Source organism: Oceanispirochaeta sp. (assembly GCF_027859075.1).
Taxonomy (GTDB): domain Bacteria; phylum Spirochaetota; class Spirochaetia; order DSM-2461; family DSM-2461; genus Oceanispirochaeta.
Genome location: NZ_JAQIBL010000162.1, coordinates 1 through 21457, shown reverse-complemented (window position 1 = coordinate 21457; position 21457 = coordinate 1). Strand labels below are relative to the sequence as shown.

At 48.1% G+C, this 21457-nt stretch carries 19 protein-coding genes and 1 pseudogene; 13 read left to right on the top strand and 7 right to left on the bottom strand.

All coding sequences use genetic code 11. The features are described from left to right. Positions 1–12 precede the first annotated feature (12 nt). Positions 13–636, top strand: a complete 624-nt coding sequence (locus tag PF479_RS09000; RefSeq protein WP_298005168.1) for an SET domain-containing protein-lysine N-methyltransferase — start codon at positions 13–15, stop codon at positions 634–636. A gap of 54 nt (positions 637–690) precedes the next feature. After that, a complete protein-coding gene (locus PF479_RS08995; RefSeq protein WP_298005165.1) occupies positions 691–1701 on the top strand; it encodes a histone deacetylase in 1011 nt (336 codons plus the stop codon). 67 nt (positions 1702–1768) lie between these two features. Here the strand turns inward: PF479_RS08995 and PF479_RS08990 are convergent, their stop codons facing one another. From PF479_RS08990 to murB, 3 genes are read right to left on the bottom strand one after another with little or no spacing between them, the layout of a single operon-like run. After that, positions 1769–2770 (bottom strand): GSCFA domain-containing protein, encoded by a 1002-nt coding sequence (locus PF479_RS08990; RefSeq protein WP_298005162.1) that lies wholly within the window; start codon positions 2768–2770, stop codon positions 1769–1771. Beyond that, positions 2767–4116: a magnesium transporter gene (mgtE, locus tag PF479_RS08985; protein WP_298005155.1), complete on the bottom strand. Its 1350-nt coding sequence runs from the start codon at positions 4114–4116 to the stop codon at positions 2767–2769. The genes PF479_RS08990 and mgtE overlap by 4 nt, the downstream gene beginning before the upstream one ends. Further along, positions 4097–5014 carry a UDP-N-acetylmuramate dehydrogenase gene (gene murB / locus PF479_RS08980; protein WP_298005153.1) on the bottom strand — a complete coding sequence of 306 codons (918 nt, stop codon included), beginning with the start codon at positions 5012–5014 and terminating at the stop codon, positions 4097–4099. Before murB ends, mgtE begins: the two co-directional genes overlap by 20 nt. A gap of 71 nt (positions 5015–5085) precedes the next feature. Here murB and cysS point away from each other — a divergent pair, with 71 nt between their 5' ends. The 7 genes from cysS to PF479_RS08945 all read left to right on the top strand — a co-directional run bounded on the left by cysS (position 5086) and on the right by PF479_RS08945 (position 12757). After that, a complete protein-coding gene (gene cysS / locus PF479_RS08975) occupies positions 5086–6513 on the top strand; it encodes a cysteine--tRNA ligase (RefSeq protein ID WP_298005150.1) in 1428 nt (475 codons plus the stop codon). Positions 6514–6570: 57 nt separating this feature from the next. Further along, positions 6571–7083, top strand: a complete 513-nt coding sequence (locus tag PF479_RS08970) for an RNA polymerase sigma factor (protein WP_298005146.1) — start codon at positions 6571–6573, stop codon at positions 7081–7083. Next, positions 7073–7642, top strand: a complete 570-nt coding sequence (locus tag PF479_RS08965) for an anti-sigma factor (protein ID WP_298005143.1) — start codon at positions 7073–7075, stop codon at positions 7640–7642. The genes PF479_RS08970 and PF479_RS08965 overlap by 11 nt, the downstream gene beginning before the upstream one ends. After that, a complete protein-coding gene (locus PF479_RS08960) occupies positions 7639–8211 on the top strand; it encodes a hypothetical protein (protein ID WP_298005140.1) in 573 nt (190 codons plus the stop codon). The genes PF479_RS08965 and PF479_RS08960 overlap by 4 nt, the downstream gene beginning before the upstream one ends. Positions 8212–8231: 20 nt before the next feature. Further along, positions 8232–9848, top strand: a complete 1617-nt coding sequence (locus PF479_RS08955; RefSeq protein ID WP_298005137.1) for a transglutaminase domain-containing protein — start codon at positions 8232–8234, stop codon at positions 9846–9848. Between the two features lie 317 nt (positions 9849–10165). Beyond that, a complete protein-coding gene (glyA, locus tag PF479_RS08950; protein ID WP_298005134.1) occupies positions 10166–11452 on the top strand; it encodes a serine hydroxymethyltransferase in 1287 nt (428 codons plus the stop codon). Positions 11453–11524: 72 nt separating this feature from the next. After that, a complete protein-coding gene (locus PF479_RS08945) occupies positions 11525–12757 on the top strand; it encodes a Crp/Fnr family transcriptional regulator (RefSeq protein WP_298005132.1) in 1233 nt (410 codons plus the stop codon). Between the two features lie 92 nt (positions 12758–12849). Here PF479_RS08945 and ettA read toward each other — a convergent pair. Continuing rightward, positions 12850–14532, bottom strand: a pseudogene (gene ettA / locus PF479_RS08940) (energy-dependent translational throttle protein EttA). A 186-nt stretch (positions 14533–14718) separates the two neighbouring features. Here ettA and PF479_RS08935 point away from each other — a divergent pair. From PF479_RS08935 to ispH, 3 genes are all read left to right on the top strand, one after another. Further along, a complete protein-coding gene (locus PF479_RS08935; RefSeq protein ID WP_298005129.1) occupies positions 14719–15594 on the top strand; it encodes a hypothetical protein in 876 nt (291 codons plus the stop codon). Between the two features lie 135 nt (positions 15595–15729). Next, a complete protein-coding gene (locus PF479_RS08930; protein WP_298005127.1) occupies positions 15730–16794 on the top strand; it encodes a hypothetical protein in 1065 nt (354 codons plus the stop codon). A 9-nt stretch (positions 16795–16803) separates the two neighbouring features. Further along, positions 16804–17649 (top strand): 4-hydroxy-3-methylbut-2-enyl diphosphate reductase, encoded by an 846-nt coding sequence (gene ispH / locus PF479_RS08925; RefSeq protein ID WP_298005124.1) that lies wholly within the window; start codon positions 16804–16806, stop codon positions 17647–17649. On the opposite strand, the gene PF479_RS08920 is transcribed toward ispH, so the two are convergent. Further along, positions 17612–19033 carry an ATP-binding cassette domain-containing protein gene (locus tag PF479_RS08920; protein WP_298005121.1) on the bottom strand — a complete coding sequence of 474 codons (1422 nt, stop codon included), beginning with the start codon at positions 19031–19033 and terminating at the stop codon, positions 17612–17614. The genes ispH and PF479_RS08920 overlap by 38 nt on opposite strands. Before the next feature lie 66 nt (positions 19034–19099). Here PF479_RS08920 and PF479_RS08915 point away from each other — a divergent pair, with 66 nt between their 5' ends. Then, a complete protein-coding gene (locus PF479_RS08915) occupies positions 19100–20107 on the top strand; it encodes an omptin family outer membrane protease (protein WP_298005118.1) in 1008 nt (335 codons plus the stop codon). A 13-nt stretch (positions 20108–20120) separates the two neighbouring features. Here the strand turns inward: PF479_RS08915 and PF479_RS08910 are convergent, their stop codons facing one another. Together PF479_RS08910 and PF479_RS08905 are read right to left on the bottom strand one after the other, a co-directional pair. Then, on the bottom strand, positions 20121–20828 hold the full coding sequence (locus tag PF479_RS08910; protein WP_298005115.1) for a glycerophosphodiester phosphodiesterase family protein: 708 nt from the start codon (positions 20826–20828) through the stop codon (positions 20121–20123). Continuing rightward, on the bottom strand, positions 20825–21457 hold a 633-nt coding region (locus PF479_RS08905), incomplete at its 5' end, for a M3 family metallopeptidase (RefSeq protein WP_298005112.1). The genes PF479_RS08905 and PF479_RS08910, both read right to left, overlap by 4 nt.

The following is a 21457-nucleotide window of genomic DNA, read 5'->3' as shown; positions in this document are numbered from 1 at the left end:
AAGGAGCTGAATATGTCTGAAATAATCTTAGACCCCGTCCAAAGACGTTTGTTTATGGAATCACAGGGACTGAGCTACATCTCCCGCTCAGTCTATAAAGATGTTCCGATCTTTTCCCGGGATCAGAAAGGGTCTCCCTACTATCAGGACAATAAAGAGGAGTTTGAAGTCCTCCATAAGGAGTATCATCGAAAGATCGAAGAAGCAATTATGGCTCCCGTTTCCATCCGCAGGGTCTCTGATGATGTGGGCCATGGCCTGTTTGCCGAAGCCCTTATGAAACCAGGTGCTTATCTATCTGAGTATGCGGGATTGGTTCAGCCCGGTGAAGATCTTGTCCTTGACCCTGAAACATGTGATGGATCAAAAGGTTTTGATACTGACTATACCTGGGATTATCCCGATGCCTGGTATGAAGATGTTTTGTATGAGGTGAATGCCGGTACAATGGGGAATGAGCTGCGCTACATCAATCACAGTTTTGAACCGAATCTGGCGGTGGAGCATACATTGGTGGCCAATAGATGGGTCATCTTTTTTGTGGCTCTCCAGTATATCAAAGCAGGGAGTCAGTTGACTGTGGATTATGGTGAAGAGTACTGGTCCGGAGGCTTCCGGGAACTCATACTTTTCTGATAGATTGAAGCTCCCCTCCCAGAGGGAAAAAAATTAAAGAACAGGAGTTCCTCCATGCTGATATATAATCCCCTTGCTAAAATCACATTTCCCAAATACGGAATACAGATTCCATCTCTGGACAGCCGGAAAACAAATACCATAAAAGCCCTGAAAGCGGATTCCACTCTGGGAAGACGGAAAGCCGACTGGCTGATTCAGGATTTTCCCGCATCGATCAGCCGGGACGATTTGGAAAGGGCTCACAGTGCAGAATACCTGGACCGCCTTTTGGGAGAAAACCAGGAACAAACCCTCATGGAAGCCTATGAACTCCTGGATGAACAGGGAAATTTCAACCGTTACGATCCAGAAGAAGCCGAAGCCCCCCTGGGGGGCATTATTGAGGATGTCATGACCATCATTTCAGGCTCTTATGCGGCCATTCCCATAGCATTGGAAACAGGGTTTTCCTATTTTCTGGGAGGTGGTATGCACCATGGTCATCCAGGATACGGTCATGGTTTCTGTCTGCTCAACGATATCGCCGTGGCTCTCCTCAAGGCCCGTGATGAAGGTCTTTTCAAGACCGCCTGGATCGTTGATATGGATGCTCACAGGGGAGACGGTACGGCCGAGATCATGGCCTCTCATTCCGATATAACCAGTCTGAGCATTCATATGGCCAGAGGCTGGCCTCTGGATAGTCCCGAGTTTAAAGAAGACGGTAGTCTGAATCCATCCTGGTTCCCCGGAGATGTGGATATCCCCATTGAATCGGGAGAGGAGGGTGAGTATACTCACCGGCTGATGAAAGCGATGGACAAGCTGGAACAAAAGGGTCGTCCTGACCTGGTCTTTGTTGTGGCTGGTGTGGATCCCTACGAAAAGGATGAATTGCCTTCCACTGATCTGATGAAGATGACAAAAGAGCAGATGCTGGAGCGGGATCAGGCCCTCTACCGCTTTCTGGAAGACCGGCAGATTCCTTCGGCCTGGGTCGCTGCCGGCGGTTATGGCGCATCCTCCTGGGAAATCCATACACAGTTTCTGGATTGGGTCCTGAAAAGACGGCTTAAGGATTAATCCTTTTCCTGATGTTTCCGGGAGGCGCGAGGCGTCCCCACATATCTCCTCACTTTCCATAGGATTTTTATCTTAAAAGATTATCTCTGATACAAAAGGGGTATCTTTTAATAAATTCCTGTGTTTTCGATTCTTTATTTTGATTAAACTTCCTTCCTTCCGCGGTATCGGGATGGAGAATCCTGTGCCTGTGCATTGCCGCCAGTGTTTCTGCCTCCTGCAGGTAGATATTCAAGTCTTTATCCCCGTAAAATTCCCGGAATTGCTCCATGATGTACCCCAGGGCAGTCTCGGAAGGATGTACCAGGTCATCGGCGTACCATCGATAATCCCGAAGTTCATCCATCATGATTTCAAAGGAGGGGAAATACTGGGATTCTATGTCGTGTTTCAGATACTCATCCAACCCGCAGCGCAGGAGGGCCTTACTCAGTGAGTTTTCCCATGCTTTGTCCCGCAGATGGCGGACCGGACTGAGGGTCAGAATCAGACGCACCTGAGGATTTATGCCCCTGACAGCCTTCATCAGATCCTTCAGAGCTTTCGTGATCTCTTCGCTTGTCAGCGAATACCTTTGGAATTCCGAGGCGGGCCGTTTATGGCAGTTATTGACGATTTTTTGGGTAGCTTTCTCCTCAAACACAAAGGCTGTCCCCAGGGTGAGCACAAGATGATCCGTTTTCTTCAGCAGGACTCGGTGTGCCTTCAGTTCCGCATTGATTCTCCTGGTTAGAACGGTGGCATCTTTGTCCACTATGAGGGTGTTGAAAAGGGGATGACGCCAGAGTTCATTATGAAGGAAAAGTTCCTCTTCTTTGACAGCACTTTCACTGCAGATGAGACGGAAACTATCCCTCAGAGAGGCAGGATTGTATGTGCTGCCAAAGGGAGCCAGGCCGCAGGGCAGAAAGTGATCCTGCCAATAAGAATGAAGATTTTCAGCAAAACAGGATCCTCCAAAATAGAGGAGGTCCCCGGAGCCTATCGGGAAGGCTGCCTTCTTGATCTCAACCCGGGTCATCTGATCGCGATAGAATCTTCCTGAAGAATCACAGGGTCCAGGGGTCACAGATTGAGAACCCTCCGGGTGACTTCAAAGAAAATAGTCAAACCGCAGACATCGATGATTGTAGACATTAAAGGCCCGGCGGCAACGGTGGGGTCAAATCCTAATTTGTGAATCAGCAGAGGCATCAATGCTCCCAGTACCGTGGCAAAAATGACAACGCTGCACAGGGATATGGCAATGGCCACAGCTGGGAAAAATTCAATTCCCGGGGGAGTCAGATAAGCCCGTGCCAGGATGACAAAGCCCGTGGTGAAACCCAGAAGAAGACCCACAAGCAGTTCTTTGAGGATGACTTTTCCCATATCGCGAAAATGAAGCTCCCCTGTCGCCAATCCCCGGATCATCAATGTGGACGACTGGGTTCCCGAATTTCCTCCAGTCTGGGTGATAACCGGTATGAAGAGGGTCAGGAAGGTGGCTGTCAGCAGGATGTTCTGGTACATATGGAGCACATTGGTCGTGATGGTTCCTGCAATCAGCAGGATAATCAACCAGGGGACCCGTTTCTTCACAAGCCCCCACACGCTGGTTTCAAGATAGCTCTGGGTATTTCCGCCCATGGCTCCCATCTTGTAGATATCTTCGGTTTGTTCTTCCCTGATAACATCAATAACGTCATCAAAGGTTATAATCCCCAGTAGACGGGAGAAGCGGTCTACTACGGGCAGAGCCAGCAGCCCATGATTCTCCAGAACCCGTGCAGACTCTTCCTGGTCTGTATCGTCATGGACGTATATCACCTTTCGGATCATGATATCTTCGATCAGATCTGTATCTTTAGCCCTGAGAATGTCTTTGAGTGAGACCACACCATTGAGGCGCTTCAGCTTGTCCACCACATACAGATAATAAATGGTTTCCAGCTTATCCATGGAAGACCGGATGAAATGAAGGGCCTGGGCTACGGTGATTCCTCCCAGGATGGCTGCATAACGGGGGGTCATGATTCCCGCCGCATCATCCTCGTCAAAGCGGAGGAGAAAGGTCGTCTCCTTCCTGGTCTCTTCACTGAGCTGATCCCATACGGCAGAACGGAGTTCCGGGCTGACCGATTGTATCAGGTCTACCAGGTCATCCGGCTCCATATCGTTCAGAAGATGTTGAGTTATTCTCTCTGAGAGTTCCCGAATCAGGTGCTCCTGCTCATAGGTCTGAAGCTCGGTTATAAGATCGCCTCTTTTATCCTGATGGATTAAAACAAATATCTTGAGGCTCTCTTCGTCAGAAAAATTGTCCCATATTTCGGCAATCTCTGAGGCACTGAGTTCCTCCAGAACCGCACGAAGCTGCCCGTAATTGACCGGATCTAGATATTCTCTAATATTCTCAATCAGATTCTGCATCATTATCCTCCCAGTCTCCGACCCTGATTAACTCGGGTTCCAGAAGAAATCCTGTTCTCTCGAGGACTTTCTTCTGCACAAGACGAATCAGCTTATCAAGTTCATCCGCGGTAGCATTCTTTTCATTGATGAGAATATTCCCATGCCAGTCCGAAATGGCAGCGCCCCCCAGACGAAGACCCTTCAGTCCGGTTTCTTCGATGATCTGTCCCGATGGAGCTCCAAAAGCCCTGTTGTTCTTGAAAGTTGACCCGCCGCAGGGAGCTCTGAAATGTCCCTTGTCTTCCCTGTCTTTACGGATTTCTCTCATCAATGACCATAAATCAGACGGGTTGCCCTCCCTCAGATCGAACTCAGCAGATAGTATAATACAATTTCTGTTCTGAAAGGGGGATTTTTTGTATGCCCAGTCCTCCTTCTTGAAGGGGATATACTCCCTTTCAAGTTTTTCATTGATGATTTCACCACCCTTGAGACTTTCTGCAATTTCTCCACCGTAGCAACGGGCGTTCATCCACAGGGCTCCTCCCACAGAGCCGGGCATGGAATAGATGAATTCCAATCCTTTAAGGCTCTTGTCTGCGGCATAGGCGGCACCATCTGAAACAGGAAGACCCGCCCCCAGTTTCAGGATCTTTCCTTTTAACACGACCGAGTCCAGCCGGGCCATGGAGATGACCATGCCTCTTATCCCCTTGTCTGCGATGAGAATATTGGCACCCCCGCCGAGGATAAACCAGGGAATCTCCATCTCTTTCAGGTCGTAAAGCAGATTTAAAAGATCTACTTCATCCAAAGGCTCGGCAAAGAGATCCGCCTTTCCGCCTATGCGGAAGCTCGTATGGTTCTTCAGAGGCTCCTGTTCTCGCAAAGAACCCCTGATATTGATTTTTCTTTTCATATTGATTAATTTATACACAACTACAATGATAATTGGACTGCCCCTGGTTGGCAACACAGTGAGGTGTATTTGTGAAAGTGAAACTGATGAATTCAGATGGACGGCTCCTGCAGGACTTTCTTCCCCTGGTTGAGGGACAGGTAGGAATGTACTGCTGCGGTCCCACTGTTTACAATTATGCTCATATTGGAAACATGCGGGCCTATACATTTGAAGATATTCTTAGACGGACTCTGGAATACGCCGGATACAAGGTGAACCATGTCATGAATGTGACCGACGTGGGACACCTCACCGGAGACGGGGACGATGGTGAAGACAAGATGATCAAGAGCGCCCGGGAGCAGGGCATGACCGTCTGGGATATTGCACAGCATTTTACAGATGCTTTTTTTAAAGATTCAGAGAGGCTGAATATCAAACGGCCCTTGCAGGTCTGCAAGGCTACCGACCATATTCAGGATATGATTGATATGATTAAAACCCTGGAAGACAAGGGCTTTACCTATGTTGCCGACGGGAATGTCTACTTCAACACGGCCAACTTCCCTGAGTATGGACGCATGGCAAATCTGGAAAATCAGGACCTTCAGCATGGTGCCCGAGTCGCCGTAGATGAAAACAAAAAAAACTATACCGACTTTGTACTCTGGTTTACAAACAGCAAGTTTGAAACTCAGGCCATGACCTGGGACTCTCCCTGGGGTAAGGGCTATCCGGGTTGGCACATCGAGTGTTCCGCCATGAGCTGCAAATATCTGGGACCTCATTTTGACATTCACTGCGGCGGGGTTGATCACATTCCTATCCATCATACAAACGAAATCGCCCAATCCGAGGCGGCAAACAGCTGCAAGTGGGTTAATTACTGGCTTCATAATGAATTTATCCTGATGAAAAGTGGTAAAATGTCCAAATCCAAGGGCGGATTCATCACACTGCAGGATCTTTTGCATAAGGGCTATGATCCTCTGGATTATCGCTATTTTCTCCTGGGGGGGCATTATCGTTCCCAGCTTGTTTTTTCCTGGGAATCCCTGGATGCTTCCCGTTCAGCCAGAGAATCACTGGTCAGAAAAATTCAGGTGATGAAAAAAGACGGCGCGGTTCCTGATCTTCAGGCTCTCTCGGAAGAAGCCAAAAGGGTGTTGAATGATTTTCAGGATCATATGGCTGCCGATCTGAATACACCCAGAGCTTTGGCCGATATCTGGAGTCTTCTGAAGAATAGAGGGCTGACTGCATCGGAGAAATTGACCCTCATACTGGATATGGATCGAATCCTCGGATTGAAGCTGAATGAGGTTTCTGATGAAGTTGCCGGTGAAGAAGAGATGACCGGTAGCCTGGATGAAGAGATCAATCAGTTGATTCAGGAGCGTCAGGAGGCTCGGAAGAACAAAGATTTTTCCCGGTCTGATGAGATCCGGGATCAGCTTCTGAAGCAGGGAATCCAGATCATCGATGCACCGGGTGGACCCAAATGGAAAAAAAATTGAAAATAGATGTAACAGCATTCCGGTTTCTATGTTTTAATGTTGAGAGGGTAGGCTCTGGTGTCTGAAATTTTTGAGCTGGCTTATAAAGATATTTACCCCCTTTTAGTAAGAGTTGCCTACAGGATTACCGGTAGTATGGAGGTCAGTGAAGACCTCTGTCAGGAGGCTTTCGTCCGTTATTATGAACGGTTAGATAAGATTCCCCCGGGAGAACAGGCTAAATATTGGATGATCCGTGTTGTCAAAAACCTGGCCTATAACCATGAAAAGAGAAAGGGTCGTGAAAGAAATGCTTATCAGAAGCACTATCATGAGCCTAAACCAGAGGTTTATAACCAGGGCGAACAGGGTCTCATGCAGGACGAGTCTAAAAAACTTGTTCAGGACGCGCTTATGAAACTGCCATATAAAATGAGGGTGGTGTTGACATTGAAGGAATATGCCAACCTCAACTACAAGCAGATTGGAGAAATTCTGAAAATATCTGAAGGTAATGTAAAGATTCGTGTATTCCGTGCCAGACAGAAATTAAGTGATATCCTTGATAAGGGGGAAATTTATGTGCCCTGATGACAAGCTGTTGTCAGCCTTTTATGATGGTGAGGTTTCCAGTCCCTGGAAAGAAGAGATTGAAGAACATATTCAGGTTTGTGATGACTGCCATTCTATTTTGAAAGAATTCGAACAACAATCAGCCCAGTTACATTCAGAAGGGGAGCCTGCTTTGACTTCTTCCTTTGAAGATATTCAAAAACTCATTAGACATAAGGAAAATATTGACGGGATTCATTTTCTTCCTGCTTTTAAAAATCCAGTATTTCCCATTGCTGCCGCCGCTGCCGCTATCCTGGCTTTCTTTTTTGGACTGTCCATGGCCGGATCACCCGGTCCGAATGCGAGCTATATGGATCTGCCCCTGGCTATATCCGAAGGCTGGTCCGTTCCTCCCGGTGATATGATGATTCCAGGAGAAGATATTGAGGCCATGCTGTCCCTCATCAATCAGTCTGAGAGCAGCCTCTTTAGTCAGGAAGCCAGTCTGAATCTGCCAGGAGACTTGAGTTTGGCTCTGTATGGAGACTCTCAGCTTGTCCGTTCAGCAAGTTTTACCGGGGGCTCATCCCGTTGACGCGAAAAAGACTGACAATTGGAATCATTCTGGCATTATTTCTTGTAAGCGGGGCATTTTCTCAGAATAAGACAGATCTCGGTCAAACAGATACCGGTCAGTCTGATCCCAATATGGAGGAGCTTCTGAAAGAGGCTCTGACAGTGCGTATTCAGGCAAAATTGTTTCATGATGTTCAGAATGTCATGTGGCAGTCGGAGCTTGAAAAGTTGACAATCCCCGGGCGTCCCGTCACGATTCATATGCAGAACGAACAGGCGCGCCTTTCGGTCCATTTTACCCCCTACAGGAAGAGTCCTGGAGGCTTGATCCTCGTTGCCCAGAGTGAGATTTGGCTCAAAGAGCCTGCAACAGAGAGCAGTCCCGAGAACCTCAGGTATTTCACAAGCATGAAAAGTATTCCCCTGGAGTATGATGAAACAATCTATTTTTATCCCTTGGGTAAACTGGAGAATTTGAAGAACCCCAATCAGATTCATATCGAGATGGTTTTACAAATCTATCCCTATCTGATTGAACAGACACTTGCAGGAGAGCCCCTTCCCGAGGTAGAAAAGAAAGGGAACTGATTGCTCCTCAAGGAATATTCATGAATAAAAACCTTTACCTCTATCACATTCTGCCCGGGGTCTTCTTTGCGGGAATTCTTTTGTTATTTACAGTCAGCATGGCTATATCCCGGACTCATCCTGTTATCCTGTCAGTAGAGCCATCCCGGGTCAGTCCGGGAGATCTCATGATATTGAACGGTCAGAATTTCGGCCAGGCCCGGGGCAAATCAAAAATCTTAATGGATAATATTCCCCTCACAACCTCATTTATTGAATCCTGGACAGATGATGTGGTCCATGTCCGGGTACCTCCCATGAATAGTTCCGGTCTAATTTCTGTGGAAACCACGGGAGGACGAAGCCGGGGAGCCCTTTTCATTTTATCAGAGAGGGTTCCCGATCTGACATCCGGGGCCTTTCTTCCAGGAAAGCCCTACCTATCTGGAATCAACAGCAGCAGTTTTTACCCGGGGGATCTCATCATCCTCAAGGGAGACAAAATGGGGATGCGGAAAAAAAACAGCCGGATTCTTGTGAGCATTTCGGGGGAAGCTCCTGAAGGGGTTCTTGATCTGCCCGATGAAGAGCATTTTTTTCCGGTTTCGGAAGATCATATTTACAGCTGGCAGAATGAAGGAGTCTCATTTTTTCTGCCTGAACAGGCGAAAAACGGTCCCCTCTATCTGCATACAGCCTCGGGATACAGCAATCCGGTCAGTATTGATGTCCTGTCAAAGGCTGAGCCGATTCTGGGAATCCCCCGGTCTATCAAGATCCGTCAGGATTTGAGCATCTCCCATGTGGCAGCCTTTCCCGGGAATTCGCTGGCTCTCAGAATTCCTGATCCTCAGGTCAGACCCGGACAGAACATCATTCCTGAAGAGTCCGGGTTTGAAACCGAAAATTCATTGCTGATTCTTGAAGAGCTGAAAAGCGGTGATTCTCTCAATCTGAGCAGGGAGTTTCTGCTTGAAGTCAGTGATATTCGTTATGATTTAAATTCTGAAGATATTTCCCCGGAATATAAGAATTTGTCCATGCTGGAATGCTGGTTGGGAGATGAACCCGACCTTCCTGTCTCGGATTTTAGAAGAACCGCTCTGGCTGTGATTAAAAGGGAAAACAATCCCTATAAAAAAGCGAAGCTACTCTACGACTATGTTCTGTGGAAGATGGAACCTGATACTGACAATCCCGAATCCGATCCCGCTCTCTGGTTAACGACTCGTAAAATTGATTCTCTGGGATATGCATCCCTCTTTGTCTGCCTGGCCCGTTCTGTGGATATCCCCTCTCGTATTGTTTCAGGAGTCTGGCTTCCCTCCACAGGAAATCAGGGTATTCCGCATCATTGGGTAGAAGTATATCTTCCCGGGTTTGGATGGTTTCCTGCCGATCCCGCTGGAGAAGACGGAGTCCTGGTGGACTGGATAAGCGGTGAGAATCCACAGATCGGAGGCTGGGGCACTCTGGATGCTGGACATCTGGCCTTCACCCGGGGACGTCAACACTTCCCGGCACTCTATAATAAAAGCCGATTCAGTGCCCATGCGGACTACAGCCGGCAGAGTCATTATGCAGAATGGCTGGGAAATCTGGATAGCTGTTCCATAATTTATAAAGATATTGCTATAATACCCTTGGGCCTCGAGTGAAAAAAGCACCAAGGCCATGTTATGGCCTTGGTAGGGCATACAAGCCTTTATTAGGCCATGTTATATTATCCTATCCAGGCAATAGCATTGCCTGGATGATTAAGTGGTATAGGCCCTTAGGCCTAACTGAAAAAACCACCAGAGCCATGTTATGGCTCTGGTAGAGCAAAGTAGCTTAAGTCCTTGGGCCTCGAGTGAATAAATCACCAGGGCCATAACATGGCGCTGGTAGGGCATACAAGCCTTTAATGGGCCTGAGTTTTAGAATCAATCAACGGGATATTATTCTCGAGAGTATATTTCAAGGAGTTGGGTGGATGACGGAATTACAGAAATTTGACCCGGAGCTGTTTGCGGCCATGGGTCGTGAGCTAAACAGACAGAAGGGTAATCTGGAGCTGATCGCTTCGGAGAACATTGTTTCCAAGGCTGTACTGGAAGCAGCAGGATCGGTATTGACGAACAAATATGCTGAAGGTTATTCCGGGAAAAGATATTATGGCGGATGTGAATTTGTAGACGAAGCGGAAAATCTGGCCATTGACAGAGCTAAAGAACTCTTCGGATGTGACTTTGCCAATGTCCAACCTCATTCCGGCAGCCAGGCAAACATGGGAGTCTACTTCTCTGTTTGTAAACCCGGCGACACAGTTCTGGGTATGAATCTGTCCCACGGGGGTCACCTGACACACGGATCTCCTGTCAACTTCTCGGGTCAACTCTACAATATTGTCAGTTACGGTGTGAATCGGGAAACAGAAACAATCGATTACGATGAACTGTTAAAGATTGCCAAAGAAGTTAAACCCAAGATGATTGTCGCAGGAGCCTCGGCTTATCCAAGAATCCTTGATTTTGATAAGTTTAGAGCCATTGCTGATGAGGTGGGAGCTTACCTCATGACTGATATGGCCCATATTGCCGGTCTGGTTGCAGCCGGTTGTCACCCCTCACCAATAAAGTCATCCCATTTTACAACAACCACTACTCACAAGACCTTAAGAGGCCCTCGGGGCGGTATGATTCTTATGGGTAAAGACGGCGAGAATGACATGGGTGTTATCGCAGCTAAATCCGGACGGGTCAAGAATTGGTCTGAGATTGTCAACGGAGCAATTTTCCCCGGAATGCAGGGCGGTCCATTGATGCATATTATTGCAGCAAAAGCAGTTGCTTTTAAAGAAGCCCTGTTGCCCGAGTTTAAGACATATCAACAGCAGGTCGTTAAAAATGCGGCGGCCTTGGCTAAATCTCTGGAAGCCGGCGGTGTTCGTATCGTCTCCGGCGGAACGGATAATCATCTGATGCTTGTTGATCTGACACCCTTGGGAGTCAGTGGTAAGGAAGCCGAAGGCTGGTTGGATCTGGCACAGATAACGGTCAACAAGAATGGTATTCCCTTTGACCAGAAAAGTCCTTTTGTTACTTCCGGTGTCCGCATCGGTTCTCCTGCTGTAACTTCCAGAGGGATGAAAGAAAAAGAAATGGAAAAAATTGGAGACTTTGTCTGTACCATATTAAAAAGTGGTGGAGAAAAAAATAAAATTGACGAAATCGCTAAAAAGGTTCAATCTTTATGTGAGGATTTTCCGATATATAACTAAACTCTAATCAGAAAATTCATGGCGGGGATTATTTCCCGCCGGTTTCAGCCAATAGTGTTTACGGGAGTAGGGATGAATAACCCACTGCAGTTAGGCCTTGTCAGTTTTAAGAAAGGCGCCTACATCACAGTTGAAGGGAAGCAAACCGAACAGTTTTACATCATCAGAACCGGTAATGTACACTGCGGTAAGGAATTCGAGATCGAGGAAGAGTCTGGTGGGGAGATTTTCAAGCCTGGTGACTTTTTCGGTGTTGTTTCTACAATGGCTTCTCATAACCACCTTGAAACAGCCAGGGCACTGACGGATGTAACACTTATATCCGTTCGAAAAGATCAGTACTCCCTGCTGATAGAACGGAATACACCGGTTGCCATGAAGATCATCAATGGATTTTCCAAGAAGGTGAGAATGCTGGATGAAGCATTGACCCGGATGACCTTCAAGAGTTCTGCAGAAATTGAGCCGCCTCATCTTTTCAATGTGGCCGAGTATTACATCAAGCAGAATCAGTATAATCAGGCTTACTATTCCTACTATCAGTATTTGAAGCACTGTCCACAGGGTGATCATGTTAAAGAAGCCCGTATCAAGATGGACAAGATCAAACCTTATGCGACGGTGGCTTATCTGGATGTAGAAAAATCCAATGATTTTATCCGGCAGTATCCCAAGGATACCATGGTATTCAGCGAAGCTGAATTCGGTCCCGAACTGTATATCATTCAGAAGGGAAGCATCAGGATTACGAAAATTGTCGATAACAATGAGGTCATGCTGGCCCTGCTAAAACCGGGAGATATTTTCGGAGAGATGGCACTTCTGGAGAATAAACCCCGTTCTGCCTCGGCTATTGCCCATGAAACAGCCATTTTGATGGCTGTCAACAGATCCAACTTCAAGAGCATGGTTGTCGAGCAGCCCAAGATCATATCCCGGTTGACCGTTTTGTTGGCCGAGCGTATCTGGTCCATATATAAACAGCTTGAAAACACAATGATCGCTGATCCGACGGGCCGAATGTACGATACCCTCCTGCTGGAACTGGAAAAAAACCGCATTGATCCCGAGTCTAAACGCTCCTATACCTATCCTTACGGGCCAAAAGAGCTCGTGAATATTGTTGGTCTCACCAAAGAAGCCGGTGCTCAAGCCCTGCGGAAACTGATGGACAACAAAAAATTCAAGATTGTGGATAATAAGTTTTTTATCGAAGATATCAGGGAAGTTAAAAAGAACGCCGAATACTTCAAGACCATGGAGAAGGTCAACCGTTCACGCCAGGCGGGGAGCCTGAACAATTAGATTCACCCTGAACTCTTTGTGTAAAAAAAACCTCCCGTCAGGGAGGTTTTTCTTTTTACCAGAAAAGAGGGAGTCCTTGACTCATAAAAGAATCAGTCTCTTGTCAGGTTTCTGTATTTGATCCGGTGGGGCTGATCTGCATCAATTCCTAAACGTTTTTTCTTATTTTCTTCATACTCAGAAAAGTTTCCTTCAAACCAGAAGGCCTTACTGTCGCCTTCGAATGCCAGAATGTGGGTGGCAATTCTGTCCAGGAACCACCGGTCATGGCTGATGACAACGGCACATCCGGCAAAGTTCAGCAGACCATCCTCCAGTGCCCGGATGGTGTTTATATCCAGGTCATTGGTGGGTTCATCCAGGAGGAGAACATTGGCCTCTTCCTTGAGCATCATGGCCAGATTGATCCTGTTCCTTTCTCCCCCGGAGAGGATTCCGACTTTTTTCTGCTGATCCGCTCCCATGAAATTGAATTGAGAGACAATAGCCCGGGAGTTCATTTCCCGTTTACCCAGTTTGATAATATCCAGGCCGTCAGAGATCTGCTCCCATACGGATTTTTCCGGATCCAGATTTTCACGGGTCTGTTCCACATAGGCCAAAGTGACTGTTTCACCCAGTTTAATGCTTCCCGCATCGGGTGTATCTTCACCAGTGATCATCTTAAAGAGGGTCGTTTTACCCGCACCATTGGCCCCTATAATTCCTACAATCCCTCCGGGGGGGAGTTTGAAACTCAGGTTCTCATAGAGGAGTCTGTCGCCAAAACCTTTGCTGATATTCTCCGCCTCGATGACAATATTCCCCAGCCTGGGGCCGGGGGGGATAAAAAGCTGCAAATCATTACTTGATTCATTTGAATCCTGGTTCAACAGGGTCTCGTAGGAGTTAATCCTGGCTTTCGACTTATCCTGGCGGCCCTTAGGGCTCAAGCGAATCCATTCCAGCTCCCGTTTCAGTGTCTTCTGACGCTCTGATTCTTTCTTCTCCTCCTGGAGCATCCGTTTTTGTTTCTGATCCAGCCAGGATGAGTAGTTTCCCTTCCAGGGAATTCCCTGGGCTCTGTCGAGTTCCAGAATCCATCCGGCCACATTGTCCAGAAAGTAACGATCATGAGTGACGGCAATGATTGTTCCCTCATAGCGCTGCAGATGATGTTCCAGCCAGGCGACGGATTCAGCATCAAGGTGGTTTGTAGGTTAATCCAGCAACAGAATATCGGGTTTTTTCAAGAGGAGCCGGCACAGAGCCACCCGTCTTTTCTCTCCACCCGTGAGTATTCCGATTTTGCTGTCTTCCGGAGGGCAGCGCAGGGCGTCCATGGCCAGTTCCAGGCGTGAATCCAGTTCCCAGCCATCCAGGGCTTCCAGGCGATCCTGAATCTTTCCCTGCTTCTCAAGGAGCTGATTCATTTCATCATCGCTCATGGGCTCGGAGAACTTTCCATTAATATCATCATATTCCTTGAGAAGGTTGACTGTTTCCTGAGCCCCTTCTTCCACGATTTCACGGACTGTCTTATCAGGATCAAGCTGAGGCTCCTGCTCGAGATAACCGATTGTAAAGCCCTCTGAAAGGACCGTTTCACCTGTAATATCCTGATCAACTCCCGCCAGGATGCGGAGAAGTGTACTCTTTCCCGAACCGTTCAGTCCTAAAACACCAATTTTGGCTCCGTAAAAGTAGGAGAGGTATATATCTTTGAGAATCACCTTCTGGTTGTGACTTTTGCTTACTCCCACCATGGAGTAAATAACCTTTTTATCGTCTGACATCCAAATCCCTCATATCTGTATTTTTTTCAAAAGTGAGTATTATAGACTTTTCATTCCATCCCTTCCAGATCATATAATGCCGGTCCTTCGCGATTTAGCTCGTCCTGAACAATGTTATTTGTTCCAAATGATTGTATAATGAATTAGAATATAAATTATATTGAAAATGCCCAAGGAGGCTCTCCAATGAAAAGGACAATACTATTCATAATTATTGCATTCCTCTTTTTACCGGTTTTTATATTTGCAGATACATCTGTTGATTATCTTGAAGGTATACTTGAAGTTCAGAAATCAGGGAGCTGGCAGGAAGTCGGTATAGGTGATGAGCTTTCAGATAGTGCTACACTGAAGCTGTCGGGTGACGGTTATGCCGAATTGCTGGTCGGTAATTCTATTGTATCCCTCTCGAGAGACGGGACTTACGAAGTTCGTGAGTTAATGCGGGGAAGCGCCTCTGTGGCTGCAACCTCCCTGGATCTTAAAAAGAAGTTGACCCTCAGTACGGGTAATGAAAAATGGCAGCATGAAGCAACCATGGGTGTCCGCGGTGCCGAGGCAAGTGTTTCAGACAGTACGGGGATGGAAGATGCCTTCACCTATCTGTATGCTGGAATGAAGTTGCTGGATCAGGATGATTATGAAGAAGCTCTTATTAACTTTGAAGAGGGTTGGGAATTTTTTGAGGACCAGAACTGTCTGTTTTTCAGCGCCATCTGCTACGATGCACTGGGACAGAAAAGGGATTATGCCCGGAGTCTGCAGGATGTAGAGATTGATTCTCTTGAAAAGGAGTTTCAGGGAGCCTATGTTATCAGGATGAGTGATCTGCTTATCCGTTCACTCTCCTACGATGATGCTGTCAAATTGATCAAAGGTTTTGAAAGCTCCAATGCATCTCTCAGCTCTGATGAAGAACAGCAGATCCAGTTCTTGAAAGGAACGGCTTACCTGGGAAGTGGAAGCAAGCAGAATGCCAAGAGTGCCTATCAAAAGGCTAAGGATCTGGCACCTTCCACTCCTGTCGGCCAGCAGGCCTCACAAGCACTCTCTTCTCTCTAAGATCTTTATCCACGATTGATCTCCCGGCGTAGAGTTTTCACCATTTATATGCTCCTTTTTTTTCTCGGGTGCTCTTTTCCCCTGAGTGCCAGGACCGGGGGTAACCTTTACCGTATCCTTATTGATGGAGAGGGTATGCCGGTTCGGCTGATTTTTGTCCGTTCTCTTAAAGAGAAGGACCCGGAGTCCTTCCTTCTTGAGAGTCTGAGATATGAATCTCCTGTGAGTGTCCAAAAACAGGGTGCCACTATTATTTACCCCCATAACAAATCAGGACAAATTCCCGTTCTCTGCTTTCATAAAATTGGAGAGGATGAATTGTATGAATTGTCCCTTCCCCGAGTGCATCATCTCATGGCATTTCTGATCAAGTACAAGTATTACCCCCTTTCAGACCTGAATTTTGCTACAGGGGATTTTTCATCTGTACCCTCGGGGATGCGCCCCATTGTTCTGGGTGCGGATGATGCGGGGGCCACACAGCTGTTGTGGAATGAAGAAACCCTTGAGGCTTATTCCCGGGGAGAAGAACCGGATTCCTGGGAACTGGACCCGAACTGTCTGGCTGCCATCTATACCCGTTATTTTAAAAAAACGGGAGATCACTACAACCTGACATTTTATATCTCCTTTGATGCAGTACCCTTCAGGCAGCGAGGTGGGCTGTCCAATCCGGGTTTTCCCTATGAAGGCATGCCCGTTGTCAGGGATAAAATACGCTATGCCCTCAGAGAGTTTCATCTGGGGCATCACAGTCTGACCCATACCTTCCGGGAGAAAATGACGATTGATGCCTTTCTCCGGGAGATTGGGGAGAGCAATAGAATCCTCTCTGATTATATGGGAACTCCGGTTTCTCTGCCGACACTGGCCTTTCCCTACGGCTCGGGTCAATTTAACCCTCAGGAAGAGTTGGATCTAATTTCTGCCATCGAAAGGGGAGACTTTCCAGAGATTGCCTATGATTTAAACGGCCGTTTTTCGGTCCCTCCCTGGATGGATTCTTTTCGTTCCTGGGATATTTCCCGTTTTTCCGTGGAAAACCAGAGCTTTCAAATCCTCCTGAACCGCTTGTCCTCGGGTAATTCCTATATGAATCGCAGGACCATACTTATTCATTCCACAGGCAAAGCGGTGCATCTGGAGGATTACAATCTGGAGCTGGGCGGGGATGACACAGTGTATGTGTATATTCCATAATAAGTCAGAATGAAGAAGAATAAGAAGACGATCATCCGTGCCGATGAAATGGGATTCTGTCTGGGAGTCCGCAGGGCGGTGGGCACCCTGGAGGAAGCCGTAAACTTTGAGGACAGCGAAGTCTATACTCTGGGCCCTATCATTCATAATCCCCGGGTTATCAATGACTTTGCCGTCCGGGGAGTCAAGACAGTGGAATCCCCGGAAGATGTGCCCTCAGACTGCCGCGTGATTATCCGGGCTCATGGGATACCTCCCCAGACAAGAGAGGCTCTCAATCGACGGGGAAGCCTTGTCATGGACGGAACCTGTCCAAAGGTTATCGCCTCACAGAAAACAGTCAGAAAGTATTCTTCTCTGGGTTATCATACGGTGATCGTGGGTGATCCCGATCATGGGGAGATCAAGGGACTGGCTGGTTTTGCAGATAACCCCATCGTGATCAGCGACCCTGAAGAAGCAGGAAATCTGTCTCTGAAAGGCCCTGTCATGGTGATCAGTCAAACCACGATTAAACAGGATGAATACGACCGGGTCTGTCATGTTCTCAAAGAAAAATGTGCGGATTTAAAGATTGTAGAGAGCATCTGCTCCGCCACAAGTAAACGTCAGGAAGCTCTGAAAGAGTTATGCACCCGTGTGGATGCCTGCCTTATCATCGGTGGGAAAGATAGTGCCAACACCCAGCGCCTCTATAAGACGGCTCAGGACACAGGAATCCCCTGCTGGTACATCCAGGATGCCTCAGAAATTCCTCAAGAGGCCGCCGGATACGATATCATCGGACTCAGCGCCGGGGCCTCGACTCCCGACAGTCTTATTGGGGAAGTGGAAGAGCGTCTGAGGTCAATGTAAAACCTCCCTTGCAGGGGTGAAAACACAGATGCCTTTCAATGTGCCTGATTTTGTCTTCCTCATGGTGAGTCACATAGAGGAGGGTCGATTCCGATTCGCCTGCAAAATTACCAAGAACTTCCAGAATCCTTTCCCTGTTTCTGTCATCCAGGCCCTGACAGGGTTCATCCAGGATGAGAAGGGGAGGATGTTTAATCAGCCCCCGCGCAATGAGCAGCAGCCTTTGCTCTCCATAGGACAGCCGTTTCAGGGGGGTTTCCGCCTTATCAAACATGCCGATATAGCCCAGCCACTCATCCGCCAGGGCCCGTTCCCGGGGAGGAACGCTGTTGTAGATGCCGATGCTGTCATACAGTCCGGAGACGATGCACATTCGGGCGGTCAGACTGACTCTGTAGCTGAGCTGCAGGGCCGGTGAGATGATCCCCAGCTTCTCCTTGATCTCCCAGACTGACTCACCGCTGCCTCGTGGTTTTCCGAAAAGCCGGATGTCGTTGGCATAGGCCTGGGGCTGGTCCCCTGTAATCAAGCCCAGGAGTGTGGATTTTCCGGCACCGTTGGGGCCGGTGATTTTCCAATGCTCTCCCCGTTTCACCTGCCAGTTCACCCTGTCCAGGATCGTCTTGTCTCCATATCTGATACTGGTATTGCGGATATCCACCAGAAGGTCTTCTCCTCCCTGATATGCTTTTCCCGGTGAGGCCGGTATTTTTAAATTTTTCTGCTCCGAAGGCACATCCAGGCTGTCAAAGTGCACCCACTCTTTCAGGCTGCCCTTAAAGACGAGATGGAAGTCTCTGAATACAGCAACATGGCTGTGAGTCGGCAGAATCTCACTTTTTCTATTGAGAATCATCAGGACTGGAAAGCCCTCCCTGATCAGGGTATTAATCATGTCCTGCATCTGCAGAACCGATTCTTTGTCCAGACCATCGAAGGGTTCATCCAGGATTAACAGCTCCGGTTTTCCCAGCAGGGCTTTGTAGATCAGGGATTTACGGATCTCTCCGGTGGAGAGTATCCGGAGGCCCGAGTTCATGAGTTTCTCCAGACCACTGGGGGGAGGGGGAGCATCTGTCGGTATTTCTCCTCCGATTTTCAAGCCCAGGAATTCAAAGAGGGGAGTCCCTGTATCCACCTTTCCCGTGTATTCCGAGTCGTCCTGTCTGATCTGTTTTTCCAGCAGTTCTTCCAGGTCTTCAAAGGAGACCTTGTCTACTCTTCCAGGCATGTTGTCTGCGATGAGTTCTGAGAAATGGGTCTTCCCTGAGCCGTTTTCTCCCAGGATGACCCAGGATTCACCGGGGTTCCAGGTCCAGCTGAGGGGGGGGCCTTTTCCTTTTTCAGGGTATTCCGGGAGGTATTGGTCGGTCAGTTGTATCAATGGAGCTGCTTTCATAGTGTACGAAGTGTAGCAGGGGAGCCACTATTTGGAAAAGAGGGGACAGACATGAAAGGGTTTGCAGGAGTGCTGGTTTTTTCTTCTCCCGGAAGATACAATATGTGTATGAGATTGACGGTCCTGATTTTTCTCCTGTGTACTGCCTCCCTGCCTCTCAGTGCCCTGCAGGCAAGGTCGGGCGCACTCCTTTCCCCAGGCAGAACAGCAGAACTCTCGCTGAGTCCCTTTGTCTCCTATATGACAGGTTTTTCAGATGAACTGGTGTACGACAGCAGCAGTGAACCCTATCCTTATATGAGCCGCCTTCACTGGGAAATCAATCCGGCCTTGATCAGCGGTCTTTCCGGTTCTGTCAACATCGGGAATGTGCTGTTCCTCAATGCCGCAGCAGGAAGCACCATAAACCCCTCAACAGGAGAGATGACCGACCATGACTGGCTTTCGGGTTACTTCAGCCAGACCGACACGGAATGGACCCATTACTCCCTGAGTGATATTTACCTGACCCACTCTCTGCTGGTGGACTATAATGCCACAGTCCGGTTCTACAGGACATATAATTTTAACCTCGATTTTCTGAGCGGTTTCAAGCTGATCCAGTGGGGCTGGACGGATTCTCTGAAGGAACTGGATTATCCTGGATCTGATTACGAAACCCTCATCGGGCAGAATGGAATCGACTATGATATTGAATACAGAATTCCCTATATCGGAGGAGGCATTTCATTCAGGGAGGGATCCTTTACCGGTGGTTGGACTTTTATATACAGCTGGATGGTTTCTGTGGATGATCACGATTATCACAAATTCCGGGGGTTGCACTTTTATGATACATTCCGGAAGGGAAGCTATACCGGACTCTCCATTTATTCCAGCTGGCACTGGACTCCTGTCTTTTCCCTGGCCTTAAGCTTAGATATTGATTCTGTTCATGAATTTCAGGGAGATACTGCGGTTTACAACAACAGCGGCTCTCTTCGAGGCTTTTATCCAGGAAGTGCCGGTGTCAGGTATGACACAAGTTCTCTGAGCCTTAATCTGGAGTACCGCTATTGATGTTTCTGAGGTTTCACCGGGTTAACAGATCGGGGTAATCCGAAAAGATACCATCCGCACCTAAGTTTTGAACCATCCCGGCCTGTTCCAATGAGTTCACCGTATAGGTCAGGACCTGCCATCCTCTCTCATGATATTCCCGGATCGTTTCGGCAGAAAGGTATGTGGCCTGGGGATGAATGCTGAAGGGTCTCAATCCGCTGGCCTCCACATAGGCGGGAAAGCCGATAAAATCACTTCCTGTGAGGATGCCGATCTTCACATCGGGATCAAGGGATTGATACTCCTTTAAAATGGGGTGGTTGAAGGAGGAGACGATGAGATCCCTTTCTTTCTCCTGGTTCAGAAGGTCCGAGACAATCCTTGCCACTGGTTCTTCCAGGGAGCTGATGGATTTTATCTCCAGATTCAGTGTGACATCCCTGGGAATCAGGGCCAGCACCTCTTCCAGACTGGGAACGGGAGTTCCCTTGAACTCCGGGCCGAACCAGAGGCCTGCATCAGCCTTGCGGATTTCCTGCCAGGTCAGGCTGTGAATAAAGCCGCTGGCATCGCTGGTCCTATCCAGGAAAAAGTCATGAATGACGACCGGAACTCCATCAGAGGAAAGCTGCACGTCCAGCTCTATCCCGGAGGCCTTCAATTCAAGAGCCTTTTTGAAGGAGGGCAGGGTGTTCTGGGGAGCATAAGCTGAGGCGCCGCGGTGCGCAAATACCCTCATGACTGGACCAGAGAGCAGTAGTCGTCTATCTGCTTTTTGATCACCCCCAGACTTCTGTCCCAGAAATCCTGTTTTGTAATATCGATGCCCGCTTCGGCGGCGCAGTCTTCGGCGCTGGCGCGTCCTGTTTTCAGGAGTACTTTTTTATACAATACTGAAAAATCCTCACCCATCTCTTCATAGAGACTGTACAGACCCAGGGCAAAAAGCAGTCCGAAGGCATAGGGGAAGTTGTAGAAGGCCAGATCCTGATTATAGTAGTGTCCTTTGACAGCCCACATCCAGGGGTGTCTTTCTGATTGTTCCAGAGCATCACCGTAGGTCGCTTCCTGGGCCCGGAGCATCATGTCCTTCAGGTTTTCAGGAGACAACTCCCCCTCAGCCCTTTTTTTCATCAATTCCTTCTCAAAGAGGAAGCGGGAGAGTATATCCGTGATGACCTGGTTGGAGTCCATCAGAGTACTATCCAAAAGAGATGCTTTTTCCTGATCTCCCGCCTGGTGGTAACAGGCCTGGAATACCAGGGTTTCAGAAAAAATAGAGGCGGTTTCGGCCAGAGTCATGGGATAATGACGGTGCAGGGCAGGAGCCTTTTTCAGCACCTCATGATGCCAGGCATGTCCCAGTTC